The sequence below is a fragment of the Comamonas sp. NyZ500 genome (assembly GCF_016772095.1).
Classification (GTDB): Bacteria; Pseudomonadota; Gammaproteobacteria; order Burkholderiales; family Burkholderiaceae_C; genus Comamonas; species Comamonas thiooxydans.
Genome location: NZ_JAEIJE010000013.1, coordinates 75,656 through 96,058, shown reverse-complemented (window position 1 = coordinate 96,058; position 20,403 = coordinate 75,656). Strand labels below are relative to the sequence as shown.

Sequence of the window (20,403 nt, the reverse complement as noted above, 5' to 3'; positions counted from 1 at the left end):
CCTGGGCTTACTGGCCTTGAATGGCGCTGAGCATGGTCTTGGCTTGGCCGTTGATGAAGCGCAGCGTGGCTTCGTAGCGCACGGAGTTGTCGACGAAATTGGCGCGCTCGCGATCCAGATCCACGGTGTTGTTGTCCAGGCTGGGCTGGGAATTGACCGAATAGCCGAGCTTGGCCTTGAGCGCCTCGTCCGACATCTGCGCCTGCAGCGGGATATGGCCTGCCGTCGTGACGCTGGCCTGGGTCAGGGGCTTGGGCCCGCTGGTCGCGGCCATCAAGGCTTCACGGAAGTTGAAGTCGCGCGCCACATAGCCGGGGGTGTCGGCATTGGCAATATTGCTGGCAATGGCACGCTGGCGCTCGGCGCGCAAGAGCAGCGCCTCGCTTTGGAAGTCCAGTCGTTCAGTCATTTTGTTCAGCATTGCGGCCTCGCTTTCAGAATTCGGGGATGCCGGAGCCCACGGACTGCGGCATGCGAGGATTATGAAAATCGGCAGCGCAAACTAAAGCGCGAAGAAAGCGGTATTGCGCTGGCTCTTCAAGCCATTGCGCAAGCCATGTCACGCCTATATTTGCCAGCATCGTCTGCAGCCTCGTGACTGCGGATACTTCAAAGGATTGATGCATGTCTGGCCGCTTTTCCCTGTTTCTGTGCCTTCGCCCCTCTCGAGGCCTGGCTGCAGCATGGGGTCTCGCTGCGCTGCTGCTGACGGCTGGCGCACAGGCCCAGGACGGCGCGGCGCAGCTCAGCCAGATCGGACAGCGCTTTGTCGATGCGGCTCTGCACCAGCCATCGGCAGAGACCGTGCAGGCCGGCAATGGCATGGCTTTGCGCATGGAGGTGCAGATGGGCCAGCTGGACTCGCGCCTGCGCCTGGCAGCCTGCGCCAAGGTCGAGCCCTATCTGCCTGCGGGCAGTCGCCTCTGGGGTCGCACCCGGCTGGGCCTGCGCTGCGTGCAGGGCAGCGTGCCCTGGAACGTGTTCCTGCCTATCACCGTGCGGGCGTATGGCCCGGCCTGGGTGGCCCAGGGCAATATTCCGGCCGGCAAGACGCTGAGCGCCGAGGACGCAGCCCCCGCTGAAGTGGACTGGGCCGAGGACAGCGCCCCCGTCTTCGCCAATGCACAGGATTTCATCGGCATGGTCGCGGCGCGACCGCTGACGTCGGGGCAGGCTCTGCGCCAGAACATGGTACGTCCGCCTGCCTTGTTCACGGCGGGATCGCCCGTCCAGGTGATGGTCAACGGCGGCGGCTTCAGCGTTGCCGGCTCGGGCAAGGCAATGACTGCAGCCGGAGAAGGACAGCAGGTACGGGTTCGCATGGATAATGGCCGCCTTGTCACAGGAACGGTCAATGCCAGTGGCGTGGTTCTGGTTCAATGACAAGAGAGTGCACACTCACTTTATCAACCATGCCAAATATTCCTCAAGTTTTACGCGCCCTTGTCGAAAGCAAGGCTACAGCGCCCTACGCCGATACAGGGCGATTGGAGAACCAGCATGAAGATAGGCAATAAGCCGGACCTGCAGCAGACCGCTGCAGCCGCCAAGCAGGCCCCGAAATCCGCCACCACGGTTGCCACCGAAGAATCGACCAAAGGCTTGTCCGAGCGCGCCGCCGGCGTGCCCGTGTCCTTTTCGTCCTCGGCCCGCGCCCTGGACAGCCAAAACCGCACCAATACCGACTTTGATGCCGACCGCGTCAAGGCCATGCGCGAAGCCATTGCCAATGGCAGCTTCCGCGTCAACGCCGAGGCCGTGGCAGACAAGCTGCTGGCCAATACCGAAGAATTCCTGGTTCATGCTCGCGGCTGAAGCGCCCGCGCCTGAACTCCCGAACAGAGGCTGACCCGATGACCTTGCAGGAAATGCTCGATTCGCTGGATGCGGTGATTCAGACCGTTTCGGCATCGCTGCAGTCACCGGACGCATCCGCGCTGGAACAGTCCAGCACCCGCCTGCGTGACGCCATGGTGGCGTTCTCACAGCTCGTCAAACGCTTCTCGGCAGACGACTGGACGCCTGCACTGCGCGAGCGCGCACAGAGCCTGGACCGCGAAATTTCCCTGGTCCGTGACCAGCTGGCACGGCTTTCCGTGCTCAACCAGCGCCGCACCAAGGCCCTGGTGCCTGCTGCCGAAGACAGCACCTATGAAAGCAGTCTGCGCGGCGCATCGCAGACTGGACGCGCACGCATCTATCACGCAGCCAGCTGAGTCAGGCCACGTCGGCCATTCCCATCAAAAAGGCGGGCTCGATGCCCGCCTTTGCCTTTGTGGGGTGCGGCCCTCAATGCTCGCCCTTGGCGATCTTCACGGGCCGCCAGGCCCAGACACCATAGGCACGCATCAGACCCGGGGGCAAGGGGTCCGGTGCCACCATCACCTCGATGATGCGGGCATTCGGCAGCTCATCCTCGCGAATCCAGGGGCTGTATTGCAGATTGCGCTCCACATAGACGCGTGGACGCTCGGGCAACTCCATGGCAATGCGCCCGGCCAGCGCCTGCGGGCCGATGATGATGTCCACAGGGCCGCCCAGTGCCTGATGCGCCGCCGGCGCCAGACCTTCCACGATCTTGTCCACGGGGATATGGTTCTGATGGGTGCTCTTGTAGCCCGAAAGCCCCATGGGCGAAGCCAGCCAGAACTGCAGCAACAGCAGCGCCTGCAGAACCCCAAAGGTCAGCCAGGCGGCACGCAGCTCCCCGGCTGCACCCCAGCTCCGTGGCGAGCGCGACCACTCCATGACGGCCGGCACGCACAGGAACATGAAGGCCGTACCCCATTGCAGGTGCAGATAGGAGCCCGTGAACAGGCATAGCGCCAGCATGGCCAGCAGCGGCACCAGGCCCCAGAGCAGCCAGAACTCCCGCAGCATCCTGTCTGCGGCGACCGGCGCAACCTTTGCCGGCGCGGTCTGCTCTCCAGTTTTTCCCGCCCTGCGGCGCCCCCACCAGAGCGCCACCCCGAGCACGATCCAGGCCGGCATGCAGCGGTTGAAGATCCAGTCCACCGCGAACTTCCAGGACATATTGATACGGGCGGCCGTATCCAGGTGCAGCCCCAGCGAAGTGCGCTCGGCGTAATGCATGGGCATCCAGTCATGGGTGCTCAGCCAGTACAGATGGGGAGACAGCACCAGCAGGCCGATCACGGTCGCCAGCGCAGCCCCTTTGACATGCACGGGGTTCTTCCAGGCGCCAATGCGCAGCCACCACAGGCCGATCACGCCCAGCGCCAGCACATACTGGTATTTGCTGAGCATGCCCAGGCCCGAGACCAGGCCCAGCAAGGCCCAGCCAGCCAGGGACGGCTTTTGCGTGACATGCCAGCTCAGCGCCACGGCCAGCGAGATCCACAGCATCATCACGACGTTGTGGTTGTAGTAGTAGAGCCGCCCGCAATAGAAGGTGATGCTCAGCGCCGCCAGCAGGCCCACGCTCGCATAGGCCCGGCCGCGCATATCGCACAGCAGCTTCCAGAAAATCGCCAATGAGCCCAGTGTGAGCACGCCGCCCAGCACATAGGTCAGCCCTATGGACGGACCAAAGACAGCCGCGGAGGCGGCCATGATCCAGGTCGGCATCGGCGGATGCTTGAAATAGCCCAGCTCCAGGGAGTGAATCCAGATCAGCTGCTCCACGTTGTCCCCGGGCGCAGCCAGGGCCGTCACCCAGTGAATGGCCAGCCAGATCACGCCGTATACGGCGAGCAAGGCGGCAACGGCACGGCCGCCAAGAACAAGAGATTCGCGTGGGACAGCGGTCATCAGACGATCAGGAAAAGAAAGGAGTAGGGGCAGCATTGCCCAGGGGCGTGAGTATAGCGACGGCCCTTTTGAGGCGACACAAACCGTGACCGGCTCCAGCAAGCAGTTACAGACTTGCGCGAAAATCCTGCCCTATGACCGATCTTCACGCCGAATATGCACCTGCAGCCCCGCCAGCACAATTGCCGCGCCAGCCGCTGAGGCTGAGCTGCGTGGTGCCGGCCTATAACGAACAGGCCAATATCGAAGGCTTTCTGCGTGCACTGGCCCAGACGGTTCGTGCCTTGACGCCCGATTTCGAGATCGTGGTGGTCAACGACGGCAGCCGTGACGGCACACATGAGCTGAGCCTGCGCCTCGCCCAGGAGCTGCCGCTGCGCTATCTGGCCCTGTCGCGCAACTTCGGCAAGGAAGCCGCGCTGTCTGCCGGCATAGACCACGCCCGCGGCAATGCCGTGCTGCTCATCGACGCCGATTTCCAGCATCCGCTCGAGATGCTGGCCGAAATGCATGGGCTGTGGCAATCGGGCTACGAGATGATCTATGGCGTGATCGCCGACCGCGGCGCAGAAAGCGGTGCCAAGCGCGTGGGTACCGATCTGTTCTACCGCGTGATGAACTCGGGCAGCGCGGTCAAGATGCCGCCGAACGCGGGCGACTTCCGCTGGATGGACCGCAAGGTCGTCGATGCCCTCAAGGCCTTGCCCGAAAACAACCGCTTCATGAAGGGCTTGTATGCCTGGGTCGGCTTCAAGACCGCCGCCCTGCCCTTTGTTCCCAAGGACCGGGTCGCCGGCAGCTCCAGCTTCAATCTGCGCCGCCTGGGGTCCCTGGCCCTCCTGGGCCTGACCTCGTTCACCACCCTGCCGCTGCGCGTCTGGAGCATGGTGGGGGCGGGCATTTCGCTGCTGGCTCTGGCCTACGGCCTGTGGATTGCGGCAGAAGCCCTGTTCTTTGGCAACCCTTTGCGCGGCTGGCCCACGCTGGCCGCCAGCATCATGCTGTTCTCGGGCGTACAGCTGCTGTCCATAGGCATTCTGGGCGAGTACATCGGCCGCATCTACGAAGAGGTCAAGCGCCGCCCCATCTACCTGGTGGCGCATGACGAGGACCGCAGCCCGCTGCGCGAGCCATCGTGATCGCGGACGCGCTGCAAAGACTGCGCCGCCTGCCGCAGCTATTGCAATTCGTACTGGTGGGCGGCTCGGCAGCAGCCACACATCTGGCGGTGGTCGGCCTGCTGGTCTCATTCTCCGGCATGCCGCCGCTCTGGGCCAACGTGCTGGCGTTTCTCGTGGCCTTTGTGGTCAGCTACAACGGTCATGCGCTGCTCACCTTTTCAGCAGCGCAGGCCAGGGGCTGGCCGGTGGTGGCGAAATTCTTTGCCGTGGCCTGTCTTTCGTTTGTCGCCAATGAGGCGCTGTACTACATCGCCCTGAACTGGCTGCACTGGCATTACTTCTGGAGTCTGGCCGCGGTGCTGGTGCTGGTGGCCATAGGCACTTTTGTCATGAGCAAGTTCTGGGCCTTCAAGGCACGCAGCGCCGCATGAATCACATGAATACCTCACGCGCCATCCTGCTGTGCGCCGATGATTACGCCCTGCATCCGCTGGTGGATGAGGCCGTGCAGCAGCTGACTGCAGCCGGCCGTCTCTCGGCCACCAGTTGCATGACTACTTCCCCCCTCTGGCCGCAGGCCGCAGCGGCCTTGCGGGACTTGCGCCCCCGGCTCTCGGTGGGTCTGCATTTCAACCTGACCGAAGACCATGGCGGACAGCATGACGCCCAGGCGCTGGGCACGGTGCTACGCCAGGCCTATGCACGGCAGATGCCGCAGGGTCTGATGCGCCAGGCCTGGCGCGAACAGCTCGATGCTTTCGAGCAGGTCATGGGCACGGCCCCGGACTTCATAGACGGCCACCAGCATGTGCATCAGTTACCGGGTCTGCGGGCCGCCATGCAGCAGGAGCTCCAGAGCCGCTACGCCGCGCACGAGATGCCCTGGGTGCGCTCCACGGCACCGGCCTCGGGTCTGTGGCGCAGCCCCAAGGCCGCCATCATCGCCTTGCTCGGCGGCTGGACCACCACCCAGCAACTACGCCATGCAGACATTCCCATGAACCATGGTTTTGGCGGCGTCTATGGCTTTGATGCGCCCGACACGGCCAGCTACGGCCGGCAGATGGCCAGCTGGCTGCCGCATATGGCAGCCGGCGGCCTGCTGATGTGCCACCCGGCCAGCGGCGTGGTGGAGGGCGATGCCATAGGCAGGCAGCGCCCCGTGGAATTCGAGTATCTGATGTCCGATGCCTTTGGCGAGCTGCTGCTGCGCACCGGCTGCCATATTCATCAGGGTCCCGTCCAACTGGGCTAGGACTTCTGTGCCTGGGCCCGCATCTGGGCCACCACGCGCTCGAAGACACGCCAGAAGGCAGCATCCTGTGTGGTCGCGAAGTTGATGCGCATGCAGGTGCTGGAGCCCCGGCTGGCATGGAACATGGCACCTGGGGCAATCATGTAGCCCTGATCCAGCAGCAACTGGGTCAGCACCTCGGTATCCACGCCGGTATCCACCCAGCCGAACATGCCGGCAGGCTCGGCCACAAACCGACAGCCGGCGGCCTGCGCCAGAGCCACGCTGCGCGTGCGCGCCTGGGCCAGATGCTGGCGCAGCCGCTCGGCATGGCGGCGCAACTGGCCTTGCTCCATGCACAGGGCCAGGGCCTGCTCCATCGGGGTCGGCGTGGACAGGGTGGACAGCAGCTTGGTGTCCAGCAGTCTCTCGACCAAATCGGGCGGCGCGGCCAGATAGCCCAGGCGCCAGTTGGGCACCAGCACCTTGGCAAAGCCGCTGATGTAGATGCTGCGCTGCAAGCGGTCCAGCACCGTCACGCGCGGAGCGTGATCGGCAGCGATATGGCAGTAGCTATCGTCCTCCACCACATAGAAGCCGTATCGCTGCGCCATCTGCAGCACCTCATGGGCGCTGGCCGCGCTCAGGCTATAGCCCGTGGGGTTGTGCAGCACACTGACACTCACATAGAGCTTGGGGGCCATGGTCTCGCAATAGCGCTGCATCACCGTCATGTCCGGCCCCTCGGGCCCGCGCGGCACGGGCAGCACGCGCATGCCCATGGCGGCCAGGCGCGCATATTCCACGGCCCAGCCCGGCTCTTCCACCATCACCGGATCGCCGGGCTGCAGCAAGGCTCGGCTCACGATGTCCAGCGCCTGGGTCGCCCCCAGGGTGGTGATGATCTGGCCAGTCCCCACCGCAATGCCTATGCGCTGCAGGCGCCGCGCCAGCGCCTCGCGCAGCCGGCTGTCGCCCATGGGCTCGCCATAGCGCACCAGCGATTCGCGCAGCGCCTGCCCGCTGGTGACCTTGCGCATGGCGGCCACCAGAAAGCCGGCATCCAGCCATTCGGCAGGTAGCACGCCGGCACCGGGCTGGGGCTTGCCGGCCACACTCTCCACAAACATGCCGCGAATCAGCATGGTGGCGTTGATGCGCGTGCCAGGCGGGATGCCTACCGGGGTATTGACCGCTCCCGCATTGATAGCTATCTGCGCTTTACCCTCCGGCATTTGAAGCGGATTTTGCACAATATCGCGCACATAAAAGCCGCGCTGCGGCCTGGCCTCGACCAGCCCCTGGGCCTGCAGCAGGTCGTAGGCAGCCACCACCGTGTAGGGGCTCACGCCTTGCTGGCGCGCGCATTCACGCACCGAAGGCAGGCGCGCGCCTGCGGGCAGCAGCCTTGTGCGTATGCGCTCGGCCAGACGCTCGGCCAGTTGCTGGGTCAGGGTCAGGGCCGCCTGGCGGGACAGGGAGATGGACATGGTGATGTGCAGCGAACTGTATTGAAGCGAATACCGATACAGAAGCCATGATTGTGAGACTGTCTGTATAGGTACTGTAATGGTCTCAAGCGTATATTGAGTCCATCAACCTCTCTTGGCCGCCCTCCACACAGGGCTATGGTCACGGTCTGCAGTCTCACCGACTGCAGACCAAACAGTCGCAATTGCCCGCCAGCCCACACAGGCAAACCGGCCGCGACACAATAAGCCCACCTGCTGGTGCATGGTTGCAGCGCTTTGTGCGCCGCAGCGATTGCATCCCGAGCCCCAAGCTCAGGCCGGCACATGCCCGACAACGGCGTGAGAATGCACACCGGCCAGCCCTGCCCGGGCTGGCAACGTAGAGATCGAGTACTGTTTTATGACAACATGGACGCTGGCAGAACGTGCTGCCAAGATGAATTCCTCCGCCATCCGCGAGATCCTCAAGCTGACCGACCGCCCCGGCATCATCAGCATGGCTGGCGGCCTGCCTTCCCCCAAGGCCTTCCCCCTGGATGCGTTCACCGAAGCCTGCCAGACCGTGATGCAGCGCGACGGTGCCGCAGCCCTGCAGTACTCGACTACCGAGGGCTTTGCCCCGCTGCGTCAGGCGATTGCCGACTTCCTGCCCTGGAACGTCGATCCCGAGCAGATCCTGATCACCACCGGCAGCCAGCAGGCGCTGGACCTGATCGGCAAGGTATTCCTGGACAAGGGCAGCCGTCTGCTGGTTGAAAAGCCCACCTACCTGGGCGCCCTGCAGGCCTTCACCCCCATGGAGCCTGTGGCCGTGGGCGTGGACAGCGATGACGAAGGCATGCTGATCGACGATTTCGCCAAGCAGATCGGCAGCGGCGCCGACAAGGCCCGTCTGGCCTATGTGCTGCCCAACTTCCAGAACCCCACCGGCCGCACCATGAGCGATGCGCGCCGCCAGGCTCTGGTCGACAAGGCCAGGGAGCTGGACATTCCCCTGATCGAGGACAACCCCTACGGCGACCTCTGGTACGAACAGGAGCCTCCCCTGCCCCTGGCTGCACGCAACCCCGAGGGCGTGATCTACATGGGCTCGTTCTCCAAGGTGCTGGCCCCGGGCCTGCGCATCGGCTTCATCGTCGCGCCCAAGTCCGTCTACGGCAAGCTGACCCAGGCCAAGCAGGCCGCCGACCTGCACACCCCCAGCTTCAATCAGCGCGTAGTGGCCGAAGTCATCAAGGACGGCTTCCTGGACCGCCATGTGCCCACCATCCGAGCCATGTACAAGGCTCAGCGCGATGTGATGCTGATGGCCCTGGAGCGCGAAATGGCCGGTCTCGACGTGAAGTGGACACGCCCCGTGGGCGGCATGTTCCTCTGGGTCAAGCTGCCTGCGGGCATGGACGCCCAGGCCCTGCTGGCCAAGGCCGTGGAGCGCAATATGGCTTTTGTGCCCGGCGCCCCCTTCTACGCCGGCGATGCGCAGAACAACACGCTGCGCCTGTCGTACGTGACAGTGTCTGCCGAGCAGATCAATATTGGCATTGCTGCTCTGGCTGACGCCATCCGCAGCAACACCCCCTGAGGCGCTGACGCGCCTTCCCCCTCTCTCTTCGGGAGGGGAACGACGCCATCGCCGCAAGGCGGCTCTTGCTCGGCGTCTCTAACACCCCATGGCATGTGCAATGCCCCATCAACCGGCCTGCCACGAACCTCCGTGCAGCGCCGGTTTTTCTTTTTGCCGACAATCGCTGCCCATGTCTGCCTCCGCACATACCAGCCCTCTCTCTCGTCCCTATATGACCGTGGACGTATTCACGACCACCGCGCTGCTCGGCAACCCCGTGGCCGTGGTGCTGGGCGCCGATGGCTTGAGCGATGCGCAGATGCAGGCCTTTGCGCGCTGGACCAATCTGTCGGAAACCACTTTTGTGCTGCAGCCCACGCCCGAGGGGCTGGCTGCGGGCGCCGACTACCAGCTGCGTATCTTCACGCCCGCGGGCGAGCTGGCTTTTGCCGGCCACCCCACGCTGGGCAGCTGCCATGCCTGGCTGGCCCAGGGCGGCCAGCCGCGCAATCCCGAGCAGGTGCTGCAGGAGTGCAAAAAAGGCCTGGTAGCCATTGGCTGCGATGCGCAAGGTGCGCTGTTTTTCGAAGCGCCTTCGCTCGACTCCCTGGAAATTTCCGAAGAGGAGCTGGCCCCCGTGCTGCAGGCCCTGGGCCTGCAGCGGGAACAATTGCTGATGGCGCGTAGCCTCTACAACGGCTCGCCCTGGCTGGGAATGCTGCTCGACCACCCCGATACGGTTCTGAGTGTGGAGCCAGACTTTGGAGCGCTCAAGAAGTTGGGGGCCAAAGCAGGTCTGGCAGCCATTTATGAGGTGGAAGCGGATGCCCCGCTGATTGGCCGTTCCAGCCGCGAGGCCCGCGCTTTTGCCAAGCAGGCTGAAGAAGCCGCTCATGAAAAAGTGACTTCGGCTCAGCCACGCCTCGAAGTACGCGCCCTGGTCGGAGAGACCGCCAGCGAAGACCCTGTCACCGGCAGCCTGAATGCAGCGCTGGCCCAATGGCTGACGGGCGAAGGTCTGCTGCAAACGCCCTATATCGCCGCGCAAGGCGTTTGCGTAGGCCGTGACGGGCAGGTTCATGTCCAGACCGCCGCCAACGGCAAGCTCTGGGTGGGCGGCCACACCGTGACCGTCACATCAGGCCGCGTCCTGCTTTAGACCTCAGAGCCGGCTCAGAGCTGGGCTGGCGTCATCCTGCAGATCTGGTCGGCCATGGTTTCGGCCTCCTGCGCGTTGTGCGTGACCAGAATCGCCGTCTGCCCGGTGGCCCGCAGAATATCGCGGACCTCCAGCGTCAGGCGCTCGCGCGTGGCGGCATCGAGATTGGAAAATGGCTCATCGAGCAGCAGCAAGGCCGGGGACGGCGCCAGGGCGCGGGCCAGCGCCACACGCTGCTGCTGACCGCCGGAAAACTCGTGCGGGAACTTGCTACCTGAATTCGCCAGCCCCACCACGGCAAGCAGCTCCTGCACACGTTTGTCGCGCTCTGGCTTGCCCATGCGACGCAGGCCGAAGCCCACATTCTGCACTGCCGTCAAATGCGGGAACAGGCCGTATTCCTGAAACATCATGCCCACATGGCGCTGCTCGGGAGGCAGATGTGTGCCGGGGCCGGAGAGCAATACCTCGCCCAGATGAATGCTTCCCGCGCGCACCGGCTCAAAACCCGCAATCGCTCGCAGCACGGAGGTCTTGCCGCAGCCCGAGGGCCCCAGCAGGCTGGCGATATGACCTGCAGGCACCTGCAGATCAAAGCCCTGCAGCACGGTGTGCAAGCCCTTGGGCGTGTCATAGCCCAGTTGCAGCTGCGCAATTTGTAGAGAGGCGGTCATGCAATCACTTCATCACGACTTACGCAAAACGGGTTCATGCAAGACAACTGCCTCAAAAGGCCGGCCATTGTTGCATTCTTGTTTGCGTAAGTCCTATTCATATTCAATAGCTGCTTGCGTAATACCCATAGGCGCCGCAGCCCATCTTCATGCTTATTCATCGCTGCCCACCCGACAGCTGCGTGCGCGCCAGCAGCATGACGGGAACCAGCCCCGCGACCACAATGCACAGCGCGGCGATCGCGCCCTCCTCATAGGTGCCGCGCGCGGCTTCCGCATAGAGCCAGGTGGCCAGGGTGTCGAAATCGGCCGGGCGCAGCAGCAAGGTGGCGGGCAGCTCCTTCATGGCGTCGACAAACACCAGCATGGCACTGGTAGCCATGGCGGGCCGCAGCAGCGGCAGATGCACGCGGCGCAGCGTGCCCAGGCGGCTTTCGCCCAGCAGACGCGAGGCCTGCTCCAGCGTCGGCGGAATACGGGCCAGTCCGGCCTCGATGCCGCCCACGGGCATGACCAGAAAGCGAATCACGCAGGCAGCCACCAACACAATGCCCTGCCCCATCAGCGGCAGGCCGTTTATACCGAACAGTTGGGCCAGCCCGGCGTCGAACGCCAGCGCAGGCGTCAGCAGGCCGATGGCCAGCACCGTGCCCGGCACGGCGTAGCCCAGCGCCGCCAACTGCGCGGGCCAGCGCGAAGGCGCTCGCGTGCTGATGCCTGTGCGCGTGGCCCAGGCCACGACAAGACCCGCGGCCACCGCGATCACGGTCACGCCCAGCGCCAAACCCAACGTGTTGAGCAGACTGGATACCAGGCCCTCGGACACGCCAGAGCCCTGCACCAGACGCTTGCCGCTTTCCCAGGCCAGATAGGCCGCTGGCGCAGCAAAGCCGATCAGCACCGGCAGACTGCAGGCCAGTGTTGCCAGCCAGGCCCTGCCTGCGGGCAGGCGGTGCGGCGCTATGGCCCGCATGCGCTGGGCCGAGCCAAAGCGCTGACGACTGCGCCCCTGACGCTCCAGCCAGACCAGTGCCACCACGGCCAGCAGCATGGAGCAGGCAATCTGCGCGGCACCCGCCAGATCGGAGCGCGTGACCCAGGTGGTGTAGATCGACACCGTGAGCGTGTGCACGCCCAGAAACTCGGACGCACCGATATCGTTGAGCGTCTCCAGCAGCGCCAGGCTCAGGCCCACGACCAGCGCCGGTCGCGCCATGGGCAGGGCCACGCGCCAAAAAGCACCCCAGCGGGTCTCACCCAGCGAGCGTGCAGCCTCCATCAGATGCGCCGGCTGGGTCATGAACATGGAGCGCGCCGTCATGTACACATAGGGGTAGAGCGTGAAGCCCAGCACGAAGATCGCACCGCCCATGGAGCGAAGATCGGGCAGGCGCCACTGACGCGGGCTGTCGTACCCCAGCAACCAGCGCAGCGCGCCTTGCACCGGGCCTATGGGGTGAAGCAGGTCCAGATAGGCAAAGGCCACGATATAGGCCGGCATGGCCAGCGGCAGCAGCAGTGCCCAGTGCAGCCAGCGCCGCCCCGGAAAATCACAGGCCGTCACCAGCCAGGCACAGCCCGTGCCCACCACCAGCACCACCAGGCCCACCCCGCCCAGCAGCCAGGCCGTATTGGCTGCGGCATCGGGCAGCACATAGCGCAGCAGATCCTGCCAGTGCGCCCAGTCCGCCCCCAGCGCCAGCCAGGCCAGCGAGGCAATGGGCGCAAACACCCCCAGCGCAATCAACCAGCTTGCGCCCTGCCACACCGGCCCAACGGGCCTGAGCCCTGAACGAAGAAAAGAAAACATCAAAAAATCAAAAAGGAAACGGCCCTTGGACAGGCATGCTCCATCAAAGGAACACCGAGCAAGAGCCGCCTCGCAGCGAAGGTGTTGTCCCCCTCCCGCGAAGCGAGAGAGGGGGAAGGCGCATCAGCGCCTCAGGGGGCTACTTATTTATCAAACCCCACCTTGTCGACCAGCACGCTGGCAGCCTTGCGGTGCTTGGCAATCTCGGTCAGCGGCAGCGGATCAATCTTGATCTCGCCGATGCTCTGGGCCACCACGGGGTCCAGCGCCACGCCCTTGCGCACGGGGTGCTCGTAGTTGGCCTGAGCGTACATATTCTGGGCCGGTTCGGAGACCAGGAACTCCAGCAGCTTCACGGCCTGATCGCGGTTGGGCGCGTGCTTGGCCACCGAGGCGCCGCTGATATTGATATGCGTGCCGCTCTTGGGATCGTTGAAAGTAGGCTTGACGACCTTGATGGCATCACCCCACTTGCGTGCGTCCGTACCTTCCTTGGCCGCCTTCATATGGCCCACGTAATAAGTGTTGGCCAGGCCCACATCGCAGATGCCGCCCAGAATGTCACGCGCCACGTCGCGGTCACCACCTGTGGCCTTGCGTGCCAGATTGGCCTTGACGCCCTTGAGCCACTGCTCGGTCTTGGCCTCGCCGTCATGGGCAATCATGGCGGCAATCAGCGCCGTGTTGTAGGGGTGCTGGCCGGCACGGCTGCAGACCTTGCCCTTGAACTGCGGCTTGGCTAGGTCTTCATAGCGGAAGGCGCCGATCTTCATGTCCTTTTCGGCATACAGCACGCGGGCCCGCATGGACAGCGCAAACCACTGATTGTCTGCGGCACGCAGCTGGGCAGGAATGGCGGCTTCCAGAATGCTGGACTTGACTGGCTGGGTCACGCCACCGTCCACCAGATCCAGCAGATTGCCGATATCCACCGTCATCAGCACATCGGCAGGCGAGCGCTGGCCTTCGGCCTTGACGCGCTCCAGCAGGCCGTCCTTGACGAAGACCGTCTTCACGCCGATCTTGGTCTGCGCCGTGAAGGCCGCCAGCAAGGGCTGGATCAGTGCCGGTTCACGGGTGGTATAGAGCGTGATGTCCTCGGCGTGGGCGGACAGCGCAGGGGCGCACAGGCTGGCAACGGCGGCCAGTGCAAACAGGGGGCGTCGAAACATGGAGGGCTCCAGAAGGTGAACAGGCATAAAAAACACGCTCCGCCTCGAAACCGACAAGCCTCCTGCCAGCCAAGTGCAGGAGATCCGTGAACCAGTACCGAAAGCGGAGCGTGTTGTTATGTTTTTGAGAATCGCTCTCAACTATCTTAACCGAGCAGCATGCTCTGCCCGTGCGTCAATCCTGACGACGGTTGCGGAAATGCCAGCCCGTGCGCTGTCGCGCAAGCGCCAGCAGGTCGCAGGCATGACAGCGCCGCAAGCGGGCAAGCCCCAACATCCGCGCCATGGGAAACCTCTACCTTGTGCGCCATGGCCAGGCCTCGTTTGGCGCGGATGATTACGACCAGCTCAGCCCACGCGGCCAGGAGCAGGCGGTGCGTCTGGGTGAATACTGGCGTGAGCGAGGTCTGAAGTTCGACGCCGTCTATGCAGGCACGCTCAAGCGCCATCAGCAGACGCTGGCCGGCATAGTCCAGGGTCTGGGCAGCGCTTCCAGCCCCGAGGCACAAAGCCGGCCCGGACTCAACGAGTACGACAGCGAAGCCCTGCTGCGCGCCATCCATCCTGCCCCTCTGCCCAGGCCTGATACGCCCGAGCTGTACCGCCATCATTTCCGCCTGCTGTGCGACGCGCTGGCGCAATGGATGGGAGGCACCATCAGCCCGGTCGGCATGCCTGACTGGAACGGGTTTGCGGATGGAGTGCACCAGGTGCTCGAGGAGATACGCCACCAGCACAGCGGCCAGAACGTGCTGCTGGTCAGCAGCGGCGGCCCCATCTCCGCGGCCGTGGGCCAGGTGCTTGGAACCGCGCCCGAGGTGACCATCGCCCTCAATATGCGGCTGCGCAATATTGCCGTGACCGAATTCAGCATCAGCCCCAAGCGGCTGATGCTGCAAAGCTTCAATACGCTCAATCATTTGGATGGGCTCGAGTACAGAGACTGGGTCACCGCCGCCTGATCACCCACGACCCCGGCGCAGGCAAACACAAGCTGCTACAAGTCCTGCATGGACTCCATCTTTCTCAGCCTTGGCAATACGGCGCTGACGCTTGACATAGGCGCGCAGCAGCACCGGCTGCCCATCGGCATTGCCACCCTGGTCAAGGCCTTTGCCCAGCGCATGCCCAATGCGCTGATGCTGGAAAACGCGATTGCCGATGTCGAGGATGCCGTCATGCCGGCCGGGCGCTGGCTGCCTGCAGGCGCCAGTCTGCTGCAAACGACAGCCCCGCTGCTGCGGCAATTGATCCACAGTGCCACAGCCGACCCGCAAGCCACTCAGGCGTCACGCGAGGCCATCGAGAACCTGTTCGAGCTGCTGGCGCGCCAGGCCCAGCAGCCCGGCCATGCCGACCCGCAGCTGCCGCAGACCCCCGAGCATGCAGCCGCCCTGCTGATAGTGCGCGAGGTCATGCATCACTGGGGACTGGATACCCTGCAAGCAAGCGGTAACTAGCCATACCTGTGCGGCATAGCAGACAGAACGCTTTGCGGCTGCCTCCGGGCATCTTTCGGCGGCACACTCTTGGGATAAAAGTTTCAGACAGAAGGACAAGCATGAAACGCCGCAGTTTTACCCAATCCCTGATCAGTGCCGCAGCGGGGGCTGCCCTGCTGAGCGGATTTGCCGCCACCGCCCAGGCCGAAGGCCTGTCCAACCGACCCATCCGCATCGTCGTTCCCTTCGGAGCCGGCGGCGTGGCCGATGTGACGGCCCGTGTGGTGGCGCAGCAGCTGTCCACCCAGCTCGGCCAGCCCGTGGTCATAGACAACAAGCCCAGCGCGGGCGGTATCGTGGCGGCCGACACCGTGGCCAAGGCGGCGCCCGACGGCCATACGCTGTTTCTCATGTCCAACGGCAGCGCCGTCACGGTGAACCTGTTCAACAATCTGCCCTTCGACATGGTCAAGGACCTGACGCCCATCTCCACGCTGGGCTACTTCGACATCGGCGTCATCACCGATGCCAAATCGCCCTTCAAGAACCTGGGCGAACTCGTGAGCTATGCCAAGGCCAATCCCGGCAAGCTGAACCTGGGCAGCATCAACGTGGGCAGCACCCAGCACCTGGCGGCCGAGCTGTTCAAGACCACGGCCGGCATCGATGCTCAGATCGTTCCCTTCAACGGCACACCCGCCGTGGTGACCGCGCTGCGCGGCAAGCAGATCGATGCGGCCGTGGAAATTCTCACGCCCATCATGGGCCAGATCAATTCCAAAGCCGTGAACCTGCTCGCGGTGACGGGCGAGAAGCGCTCGCCGCTGCTGCCCAATGTGCCCACGGCCCAGGAATCCGGCGTCAAGGGCTTTGTGGCCTCGTCCTGGAATGCGCTGGCTGCACCCTCCAAGACACCAGCCCCCGTGATCGCGCGTCTGAACAAGGAAATCAACGCCGCCGTCAACAACCCCGAGGTCGCCAAGAAGCTGCGCGAACTGAATGTGCAGGCCCAGGCCAGCACGCCAGAGCAGACCGCCAAGCTGCTGCAATCGGAAATCAAGCGCTGGGGCGATGTGATTGCTCAGGCAAAAATACCGAAGCAATGACAGCGAGGACTACGCTTTCAGTAGCTTCCAACGCTTGATAGCATTGATTTTCAAAACAAAACAGCCTGAAAATGCAGGCTACTATTGCGTGAGAAGCTCCTGAATTCAAAGCGGCTGCGGCTGGTTTCCCACCGTGCTCAGGGGCAGATCATGAATCTCGCTCAGCAGCCTGACCAGGCCCTCGGCCGATGAATGCACCATGGCCGCGCCGCGCTCGGCCGTCGCGGCGGCGGAGTTGCCCACGGCTCCGGCCGGGTTGTAGTCCTCGATCGCCCAGCCCAGCTTGGCACTGCGGCCATTGCCGATGAAGTGGTATTTGCCGGCCCGCAGCTCCGAGCTGGAGGCGAAGTTCTGCGCACGCTCCATATGCACGGTCTCGGGTGCCAGGTGCAGCATCATCGATGTCTCCACTTCGCCGCCGTGAATACCGAAGCGATGCTCATGCGCGCAGAACTGCTGGTTGGCCGCGTCGTCCACCAGCCCGAACCAGCTGGCGCTGTAGACCAGCAGGCCATGCTTGATGCGCAGCTCGCGCGCAACGATGTCCATCACGCTGACCTGGCCGCCATGACCGTTGAGCAGCAGCAGCTTCCTGATGCCGGCGCGCGCCACGCAGGCGCCCAGCTCCGTCCACAGCGCGATCAGCGTGGCCGGCTGCAGGCTCAAGGTGCCCGCATAGTGCGTATGCTCGACCGAAAAGCCGATGTTCTGCGCCGGCAGAAACAGCACCGGCAGCTCGGCGGGCAGTTGCGCCACAGCGGCATCGATGACGCCCTCTATCAGGCTGGCATCGACCGACAGCGGCAGATGCGGCCCATGCTGCTCCACCGCCGCCACGGGCAGCACGGCCACGGTGTCTGCGGCCAGGCCATTGTTCTGGGCCAGGGCAAAGTCATGGGCCGATGCCTGGGCCCAGAAGCGTGACGGCCAGCGGGGAAGCGCGCTTGCGGGAGTGGTCGGTGTATTGCTCATGGCCATCATCGTAGCTGCGCCAGCGCCCCAAAACCACCTCCTGCCCCGGATTCCGGGCCCACCGCCCGTCAACCGCAACCGGCCGACATGCCCCACAATGGGCCGATGCCTGAAGCCTCCGCCAGCGCCCCGCGCCAGAGTGCGCGCACCGCCAACTCCAAGCCCCAGACACGCGACCTGACCCAGGGCCCGATTGTCAGCACCTTGCTGGTCTTTGCCCTGCCGATCCTGGCCGGCAATGTGCTGCAATCACTCAACGGCTCGGTCAATGCCATCTGGGTCGGCGGCCACCTGGGTGAGGCCGCGCTGACGGCCACCGCCAATGCCAACAACGTGATGTTTGCGCTGATCGGCGCGGTGTTCGGCATCAGCATGGCGACCAATATCCTGATCGCCCAGAGCATGGGATCGAAAAACATCGCCCAGGCCAAACGCGTGCTTGGCACCAGCGCGACGTTTTTTGGTGTTGTCTCGCTGCTGATTGCCCTGCTGGGCTGGCCGCTGTCGCGCCATCTCATGCTGTGGATGAGCACACCCGAAGCAGCGCTGCCACTGGCCGAGGCTTATCTCAAGGTCATCTTTCTGGCCATTCCGCTGCTGTTCATGTTCAGCTTTGTGACGGCGGCCCTGCGCGGCGCGGGAGATACCCGAACGCCGTTCTGGTTTCTGCTCGTCGTCGTGGCGCTGGACATGGCGCTCAACCCTCTGCTGATCTTTGGCTGGGGGCCGGTACCGCGCATGGGCATCCAGGGCTCGGCAGTGGCCACGCTGATTGCCAATGCCGTGAGCTTTTTTGCCCTGCTGGGCTGGCTGCGCCTGCGCCGCCATCCCTTGTGGATAGGTCGCCGACAGCTGGGGCTGTTCAAGCCCGATCTCACGATTGTGCGCACTCTGGTGGTCAAGGGCCTGCCCATGGGCGTGCAGATCGTGATGATCTCGCTGGCCATGATCGCCATGATCTCCATGGTCAACGAGCATGGCGTGCAGACCGCATCCGCCTATAGTGCAGCGCTGCAACTGTGGACCTATGTGCAGATGCCGGCCATGGCCATAGGCGCGGCCTGTTCGTCCATGGCTGCGCAGAACGTGGGAGCAGGGCTCTGGAGGCGTGTCAGCGCCACGGCCAATGCAGGCATGCTGGGCAACCTCTTGATGACGGGCAGCCTGATCGTCCTCATCGTGCTGCTGGACCGCCATGTGCTGGGCTGGTTTCTGCCCGGCGGCAGCCCCTCACTGGAAGTGGCCCGCCATCTCAACCACATTGCCATAGGCTCCTTCCTCTTCTTCGGCGTGACCTTTGTGCTGGCCGGCGTGGTGCGCTCCACGGGGGCCGTGATGGCGCCGGTGCTCATCCTGGCAATTGCCATGTGGGGCATACGCGTGCCCGTGGCGCGCTGGCTGCAACCCGTGATGGGCGTGGATGCCATCTGGTGGAGCTTTCCCATCAGCTCCGTCTGCTCCATGCTGATGATGCTGGCCTACTACCGCTGGGGCAACTGGCGCAAGGCGCACATGCTGCCGGCTGCAGCCCAGGCCCCGGTACAGCCCGCAGGGACGGAGGAGCAGGCCCAGACGGCAGAGGAACTCCAAGCACAGCCCCCCGTGGACAGCGATGCGCTGATGGCCAGTGCCGAGCCCTGCAAGCGCATCGCCATCCCGGCCGAGGTGGGCGGGCAGCCGCCCAGCTCCGTCGCCAACCTGGCCGCGGAGGCCGGATCTGCTTCGCGCGAAGCTAGCCCAGGGTGATGCCTGTTTCCTTGACGATGCGCTTCCAGCGCTCATGGTCGGCGGCAATGAGCCGACCGAACTCCTGGGGCGTGCTGCGCCGCGGCATGTAGTTGTAGCCAGCAAGCCTGGCCAGCACATCAGGCATCTGCATGATCTTGTCCATCTGCTGGGCCAGATAGCCCACGATGTCCTGAGGCGTACCTTTGGGAGCCAGCAGCCCCGACCAGGAATTGAAATCCATGCCCGCTATGCCTAGCTCGCGCAGCGTAGGCAGCTGCGCAAAGGCCGGTACACGCTGGGGCAGCAGCACGGCCAGGGCCTTGACCTTGCCAGCGCGAATCATCTCCACCAAGGTGAAGGAGTCGAACGAGAAGTCCACCTCGCCCGCCACCACGGCCTGCATCTGCGGGCCCGTGCCCTTGTACTGGGCATTCACGATGCCCGGTGCCTCGATCACTTTCTTGAACTGCTCGGTGATCAGCGAAATCATGCTGCTGCCCGAGGAGGCGCTCAGCGGCTTGCCCTGCTTGGCCATGGCCGTCAGCTCCTGCATGCTGTTGACGGGCAGGTCCTTGCGCGCAATCACCACAAAGCCCACATCGCACAGATGGCTGATGGGCTCGAAGCTGGCCAGCGCCTCGTAGCCGGTCTTGTAGAGCACTGGGCTCAGGGTCTGCGCTCCCGCCGTGTTCATCAGCAAGGTATAGCCGTCGGGTGCTGCGCGGGCCGCCAGCTCGGAGCCTATGACGCCGTTGGCGCCACTCTTGTTGTCGACCACGAAGGACTGGCCCGCAAGTTCACCCAACTTCTGCATGGTCAGCCGGGCCACGACGTCGGTGGTGCCACCGGCCGGAAACGGCACGATGACTCGTACCGGCTTGTCCGGATAGCCGGGCGCAGCGGCCGCATGCCAGGGCAGCGCGGTGGCAGCACAGGCAGCCGAGGTGGCAAGAAAGCGGCGGCGTGAAGTATTCACCATAATGCTTGTCTCCTGTAATTGCCCGGCAACGGACTCCTGCGACCGGCTCCGGCTGCGGGCTGTTTGAGCCTTGTAGGCCGAACCATGATGGAGTCCGCCCGCGCCTTCTGTCCAATACCATGCGCCTATGCAAGCATTGGTTTTGCCAATCGGCCGCCCCCGTGCAGGGAACCAAAAACACCGCTCCAGACTCCCACCG

At 64.3% G+C, this 20,403-nt stretch carries 20 protein-coding genes; 12 read left to right on the top strand and 8 right to left on the bottom strand.

Features of this window, described 5'->3' with window-relative positions; genetic code table 11:
- Positions 1 to 7: 7 nt before the first annotated feature.
- Entirely contained in the window at positions 8 to 421 is a 414-nt protein-coding gene (gene flgB / locus JAO85_RS18220; RefSeq protein WP_003065531.1) for a flagellar basal body rod protein FlgB, read from the bottom strand.
- Between the two features lie 203 nt (positions 422 to 624).
- Between flgB and flgA the strand changes: the two genes are divergently transcribed.
- From flgA to JAO85_RS18205, 3 genes are all read left to right on the top strand, one after another.
- Positions 625 to 1,383, top strand: coding sequence for a flagellar basal body P-ring formation chaperone FlgA (gene flgA, locus JAO85_RS18215; protein ID WP_003065533.1), 759 nt, complete (start codon positions 625 to 627; stop codon positions 1,381 to 1,383).
- A 117-nt stretch (positions 1,384 to 1,500) separates the two neighbouring features.
- The gene (flgM, locus tag JAO85_RS18210) at positions 1,501 to 1,815 is read left to right on the top strand and encodes a flagellar biosynthesis anti-sigma factor FlgM (RefSeq protein ID WP_034378013.1); all 315 of its coding nucleotides are present in this window, start codon (positions 1,501 to 1,503) and stop codon (positions 1,813 to 1,815) included.
- Positions 1,816 to 1,853: 38 nt separating this feature from the next.
- Positions 1,854 to 2,216: a hypothetical protein gene (locus tag JAO85_RS18205; RefSeq protein ID WP_012836848.1), complete on the top strand. Its 363-nt coding sequence runs from the start codon at positions 1,854 to 1,856 to the stop codon at positions 2,214 to 2,216.
- A gap of 73 nt (positions 2,217 to 2,289) precedes the next feature.
- On the opposite strand, the gene JAO85_RS18200 is transcribed toward JAO85_RS18205, so the two are convergent.
- Positions 2,290 to 3,771, bottom strand: a complete 1,482-nt coding sequence (locus JAO85_RS18200; protein WP_202788692.1) for a glycosyltransferase family 39 protein — start codon at positions 3,769 to 3,771, stop codon at positions 2,290 to 2,292.
- Positions 3,772 to 3,905: 134 nt separating this feature from the next.
- Between JAO85_RS18200 and JAO85_RS18195 the strand changes: the two genes are divergently transcribed.
- From JAO85_RS18195 to JAO85_RS18185, 3 genes are read left to right on the top strand one after another with little or no spacing between them, the layout of a single operon-like run.
- Positions 3,906 to 4,910 carry a glycosyltransferase family 2 protein gene (locus JAO85_RS18195; RefSeq protein WP_039050713.1) on the top strand — a complete coding sequence of 335 codons (1,005 nt, stop codon included), beginning with the start codon at positions 3,906 to 3,908 and terminating at the stop codon, positions 4,908 to 4,910.
- Positions 4,907 to 5,323: a GtrA family protein gene (locus JAO85_RS18190; RefSeq protein ID WP_012836845.1), complete on the top strand. Its 417-nt coding sequence runs from the start codon at positions 4,907 to 4,909 to the stop codon at positions 5,321 to 5,323. The genes JAO85_RS18195 and JAO85_RS18190 overlap by 4 nt, the downstream gene beginning before the upstream one ends.
- Positions 5,320 to 6,147, top strand: coding sequence for a ChbG/HpnK family deacetylase (locus JAO85_RS18185; protein ID WP_202788691.1), 828 nt, complete (start codon positions 5,320 to 5,322; stop codon positions 6,145 to 6,147). Before JAO85_RS18190 ends, JAO85_RS18185 begins: the two co-directional genes overlap by 4 nt.
- Here the strand turns inward: JAO85_RS18185 and JAO85_RS18180 are convergent.
- The gene (locus JAO85_RS18180) at positions 6,144 to 7,616 is read right to left on the bottom strand and encodes a PLP-dependent aminotransferase family protein (protein ID WP_202788690.1); all 1,473 of its coding nucleotides are present in this window, start codon (positions 7,614 to 7,616) and stop codon (positions 6,144 to 6,146) included. The two genes, JAO85_RS18185 and JAO85_RS18180, sit on opposite strands and share 4 nt — an antisense overlap.
- Before the next feature lie 382 nt (positions 7,617 to 7,998).
- Between JAO85_RS18180 and JAO85_RS18175 the strand changes: the two genes are divergently transcribed.
- On the top strand, positions 7,999 to 9,180 hold the full coding sequence (locus JAO85_RS18175; protein WP_039050716.1) for a PLP-dependent aminotransferase family protein: 1,182 nt from the start codon (positions 7,999 to 8,001) through the stop codon (positions 9,178 to 9,180).
- Between the two features lie 214 nt (positions 9,181 to 9,394).
- The gene (locus JAO85_RS18170) at positions 9,395 to 10,321 is read left to right on the top strand and encodes a PhzF family phenazine biosynthesis protein (RefSeq protein ID WP_202788697.1); all 927 of its coding nucleotides are present in this window, start codon (positions 9,395 to 9,397) and stop codon (positions 10,319 to 10,321) included.
- A gap of 14 nt (positions 10,322 to 10,335) precedes the next feature.
- On the opposite strand, the gene JAO85_RS18165 is transcribed toward JAO85_RS18170, so the two are convergent.
- From JAO85_RS18165 to JAO85_RS18155, 3 genes are all read right to left on the bottom strand, one after another.
- Positions 10,336 to 10,995, bottom strand: coding sequence for an ABC transporter ATP-binding protein (locus JAO85_RS18165; RefSeq protein WP_039050718.1), 660 nt, complete (start codon positions 10,993 to 10,995; stop codon positions 10,336 to 10,338).
- Positions 10,996 to 11,152: 157 nt separating this feature from the next.
- Positions 11,153 to 12,805: an iron ABC transporter permease gene (locus JAO85_RS18160; RefSeq protein WP_039050719.1), complete on the bottom strand. Its 1,653-nt coding sequence runs from the start codon at positions 12,803 to 12,805 to the stop codon at positions 11,153 to 11,155.
- Between the two features lie 143 nt (positions 12,806 to 12,948).
- Positions 12,949 to 13,977 carry an extracellular solute-binding protein gene (locus JAO85_RS18155; RefSeq protein WP_003065551.1) on the bottom strand — a complete coding sequence of 343 codons (1,029 nt, stop codon included), beginning with the start codon at positions 13,975 to 13,977 and terminating at the stop codon, positions 12,949 to 12,951.
- A gap of 284 nt (positions 13,978 to 14,261) precedes the next feature.
- Between JAO85_RS18155 and JAO85_RS18150 the strand changes: the two genes are divergently transcribed.
- The 3 genes from JAO85_RS18150 (at position 14,262) to JAO85_RS18140 (ending at position 16,525) form a co-directional block, all read left to right on the top strand.
- Positions 14,262 to 14,939, top strand: a complete 678-nt coding sequence (locus tag JAO85_RS18150; RefSeq protein WP_202788689.1) for a histidine phosphatase family protein — start codon at positions 14,262 to 14,264, stop codon at positions 14,937 to 14,939.
- 48 nt (positions 14,940 to 14,987) lie between these two features.
- Positions 14,988 to 15,437 carry a hypothetical protein gene (locus JAO85_RS18145; protein WP_054073259.1) on the top strand — a complete coding sequence of 150 codons (450 nt, stop codon included), beginning with the start codon at positions 14,988 to 14,990 and terminating at the stop codon, positions 15,435 to 15,437.
- 101 nt (positions 15,438 to 15,538) lie between these two features.
- A complete protein-coding gene (locus tag JAO85_RS18140) occupies positions 15,539 to 16,525 on the top strand; it encodes a tripartite tricarboxylate transporter substrate binding protein (RefSeq protein WP_012836837.1) in 987 nt (328 codons plus the stop codon).
- A 105-nt stretch (positions 16,526 to 16,630) separates the two neighbouring features.
- On the opposite strand, the gene JAO85_RS18135 is transcribed toward JAO85_RS18140, so the two are convergent.
- Positions 16,631 to 17,506 (bottom strand): creatininase family protein, encoded by an 876-nt coding sequence (locus JAO85_RS18135; protein WP_202788688.1) that lies wholly within the window; start codon positions 17,504 to 17,506, stop codon positions 16,631 to 16,633.
- A gap of 96 nt (positions 17,507 to 17,602) precedes the next feature.
- On the opposite strand from JAO85_RS18135, the gene JAO85_RS18130 reads away from it, so the two are divergent.
- Positions 17,603 to 19,243: an MATE family efflux transporter gene (locus tag JAO85_RS18130; RefSeq protein WP_202788687.1), complete on the top strand. Its 1,641-nt coding sequence runs from the start codon at positions 17,603 to 17,605 to the stop codon at positions 19,241 to 19,243.
- On the opposite strand, the gene JAO85_RS18125 is transcribed toward JAO85_RS18130, so the two are convergent.
- Positions 19,230 to 20,204, bottom strand: coding sequence for a tripartite tricarboxylate transporter substrate binding protein (locus tag JAO85_RS18125; protein ID WP_202788686.1), 975 nt, complete (start codon positions 20,202 to 20,204; stop codon positions 19,230 to 19,232). The genes JAO85_RS18130 and JAO85_RS18125 overlap by 14 nt on opposite strands.
- Positions 20,205 to 20,403: the final 199 nt, after the last annotated feature.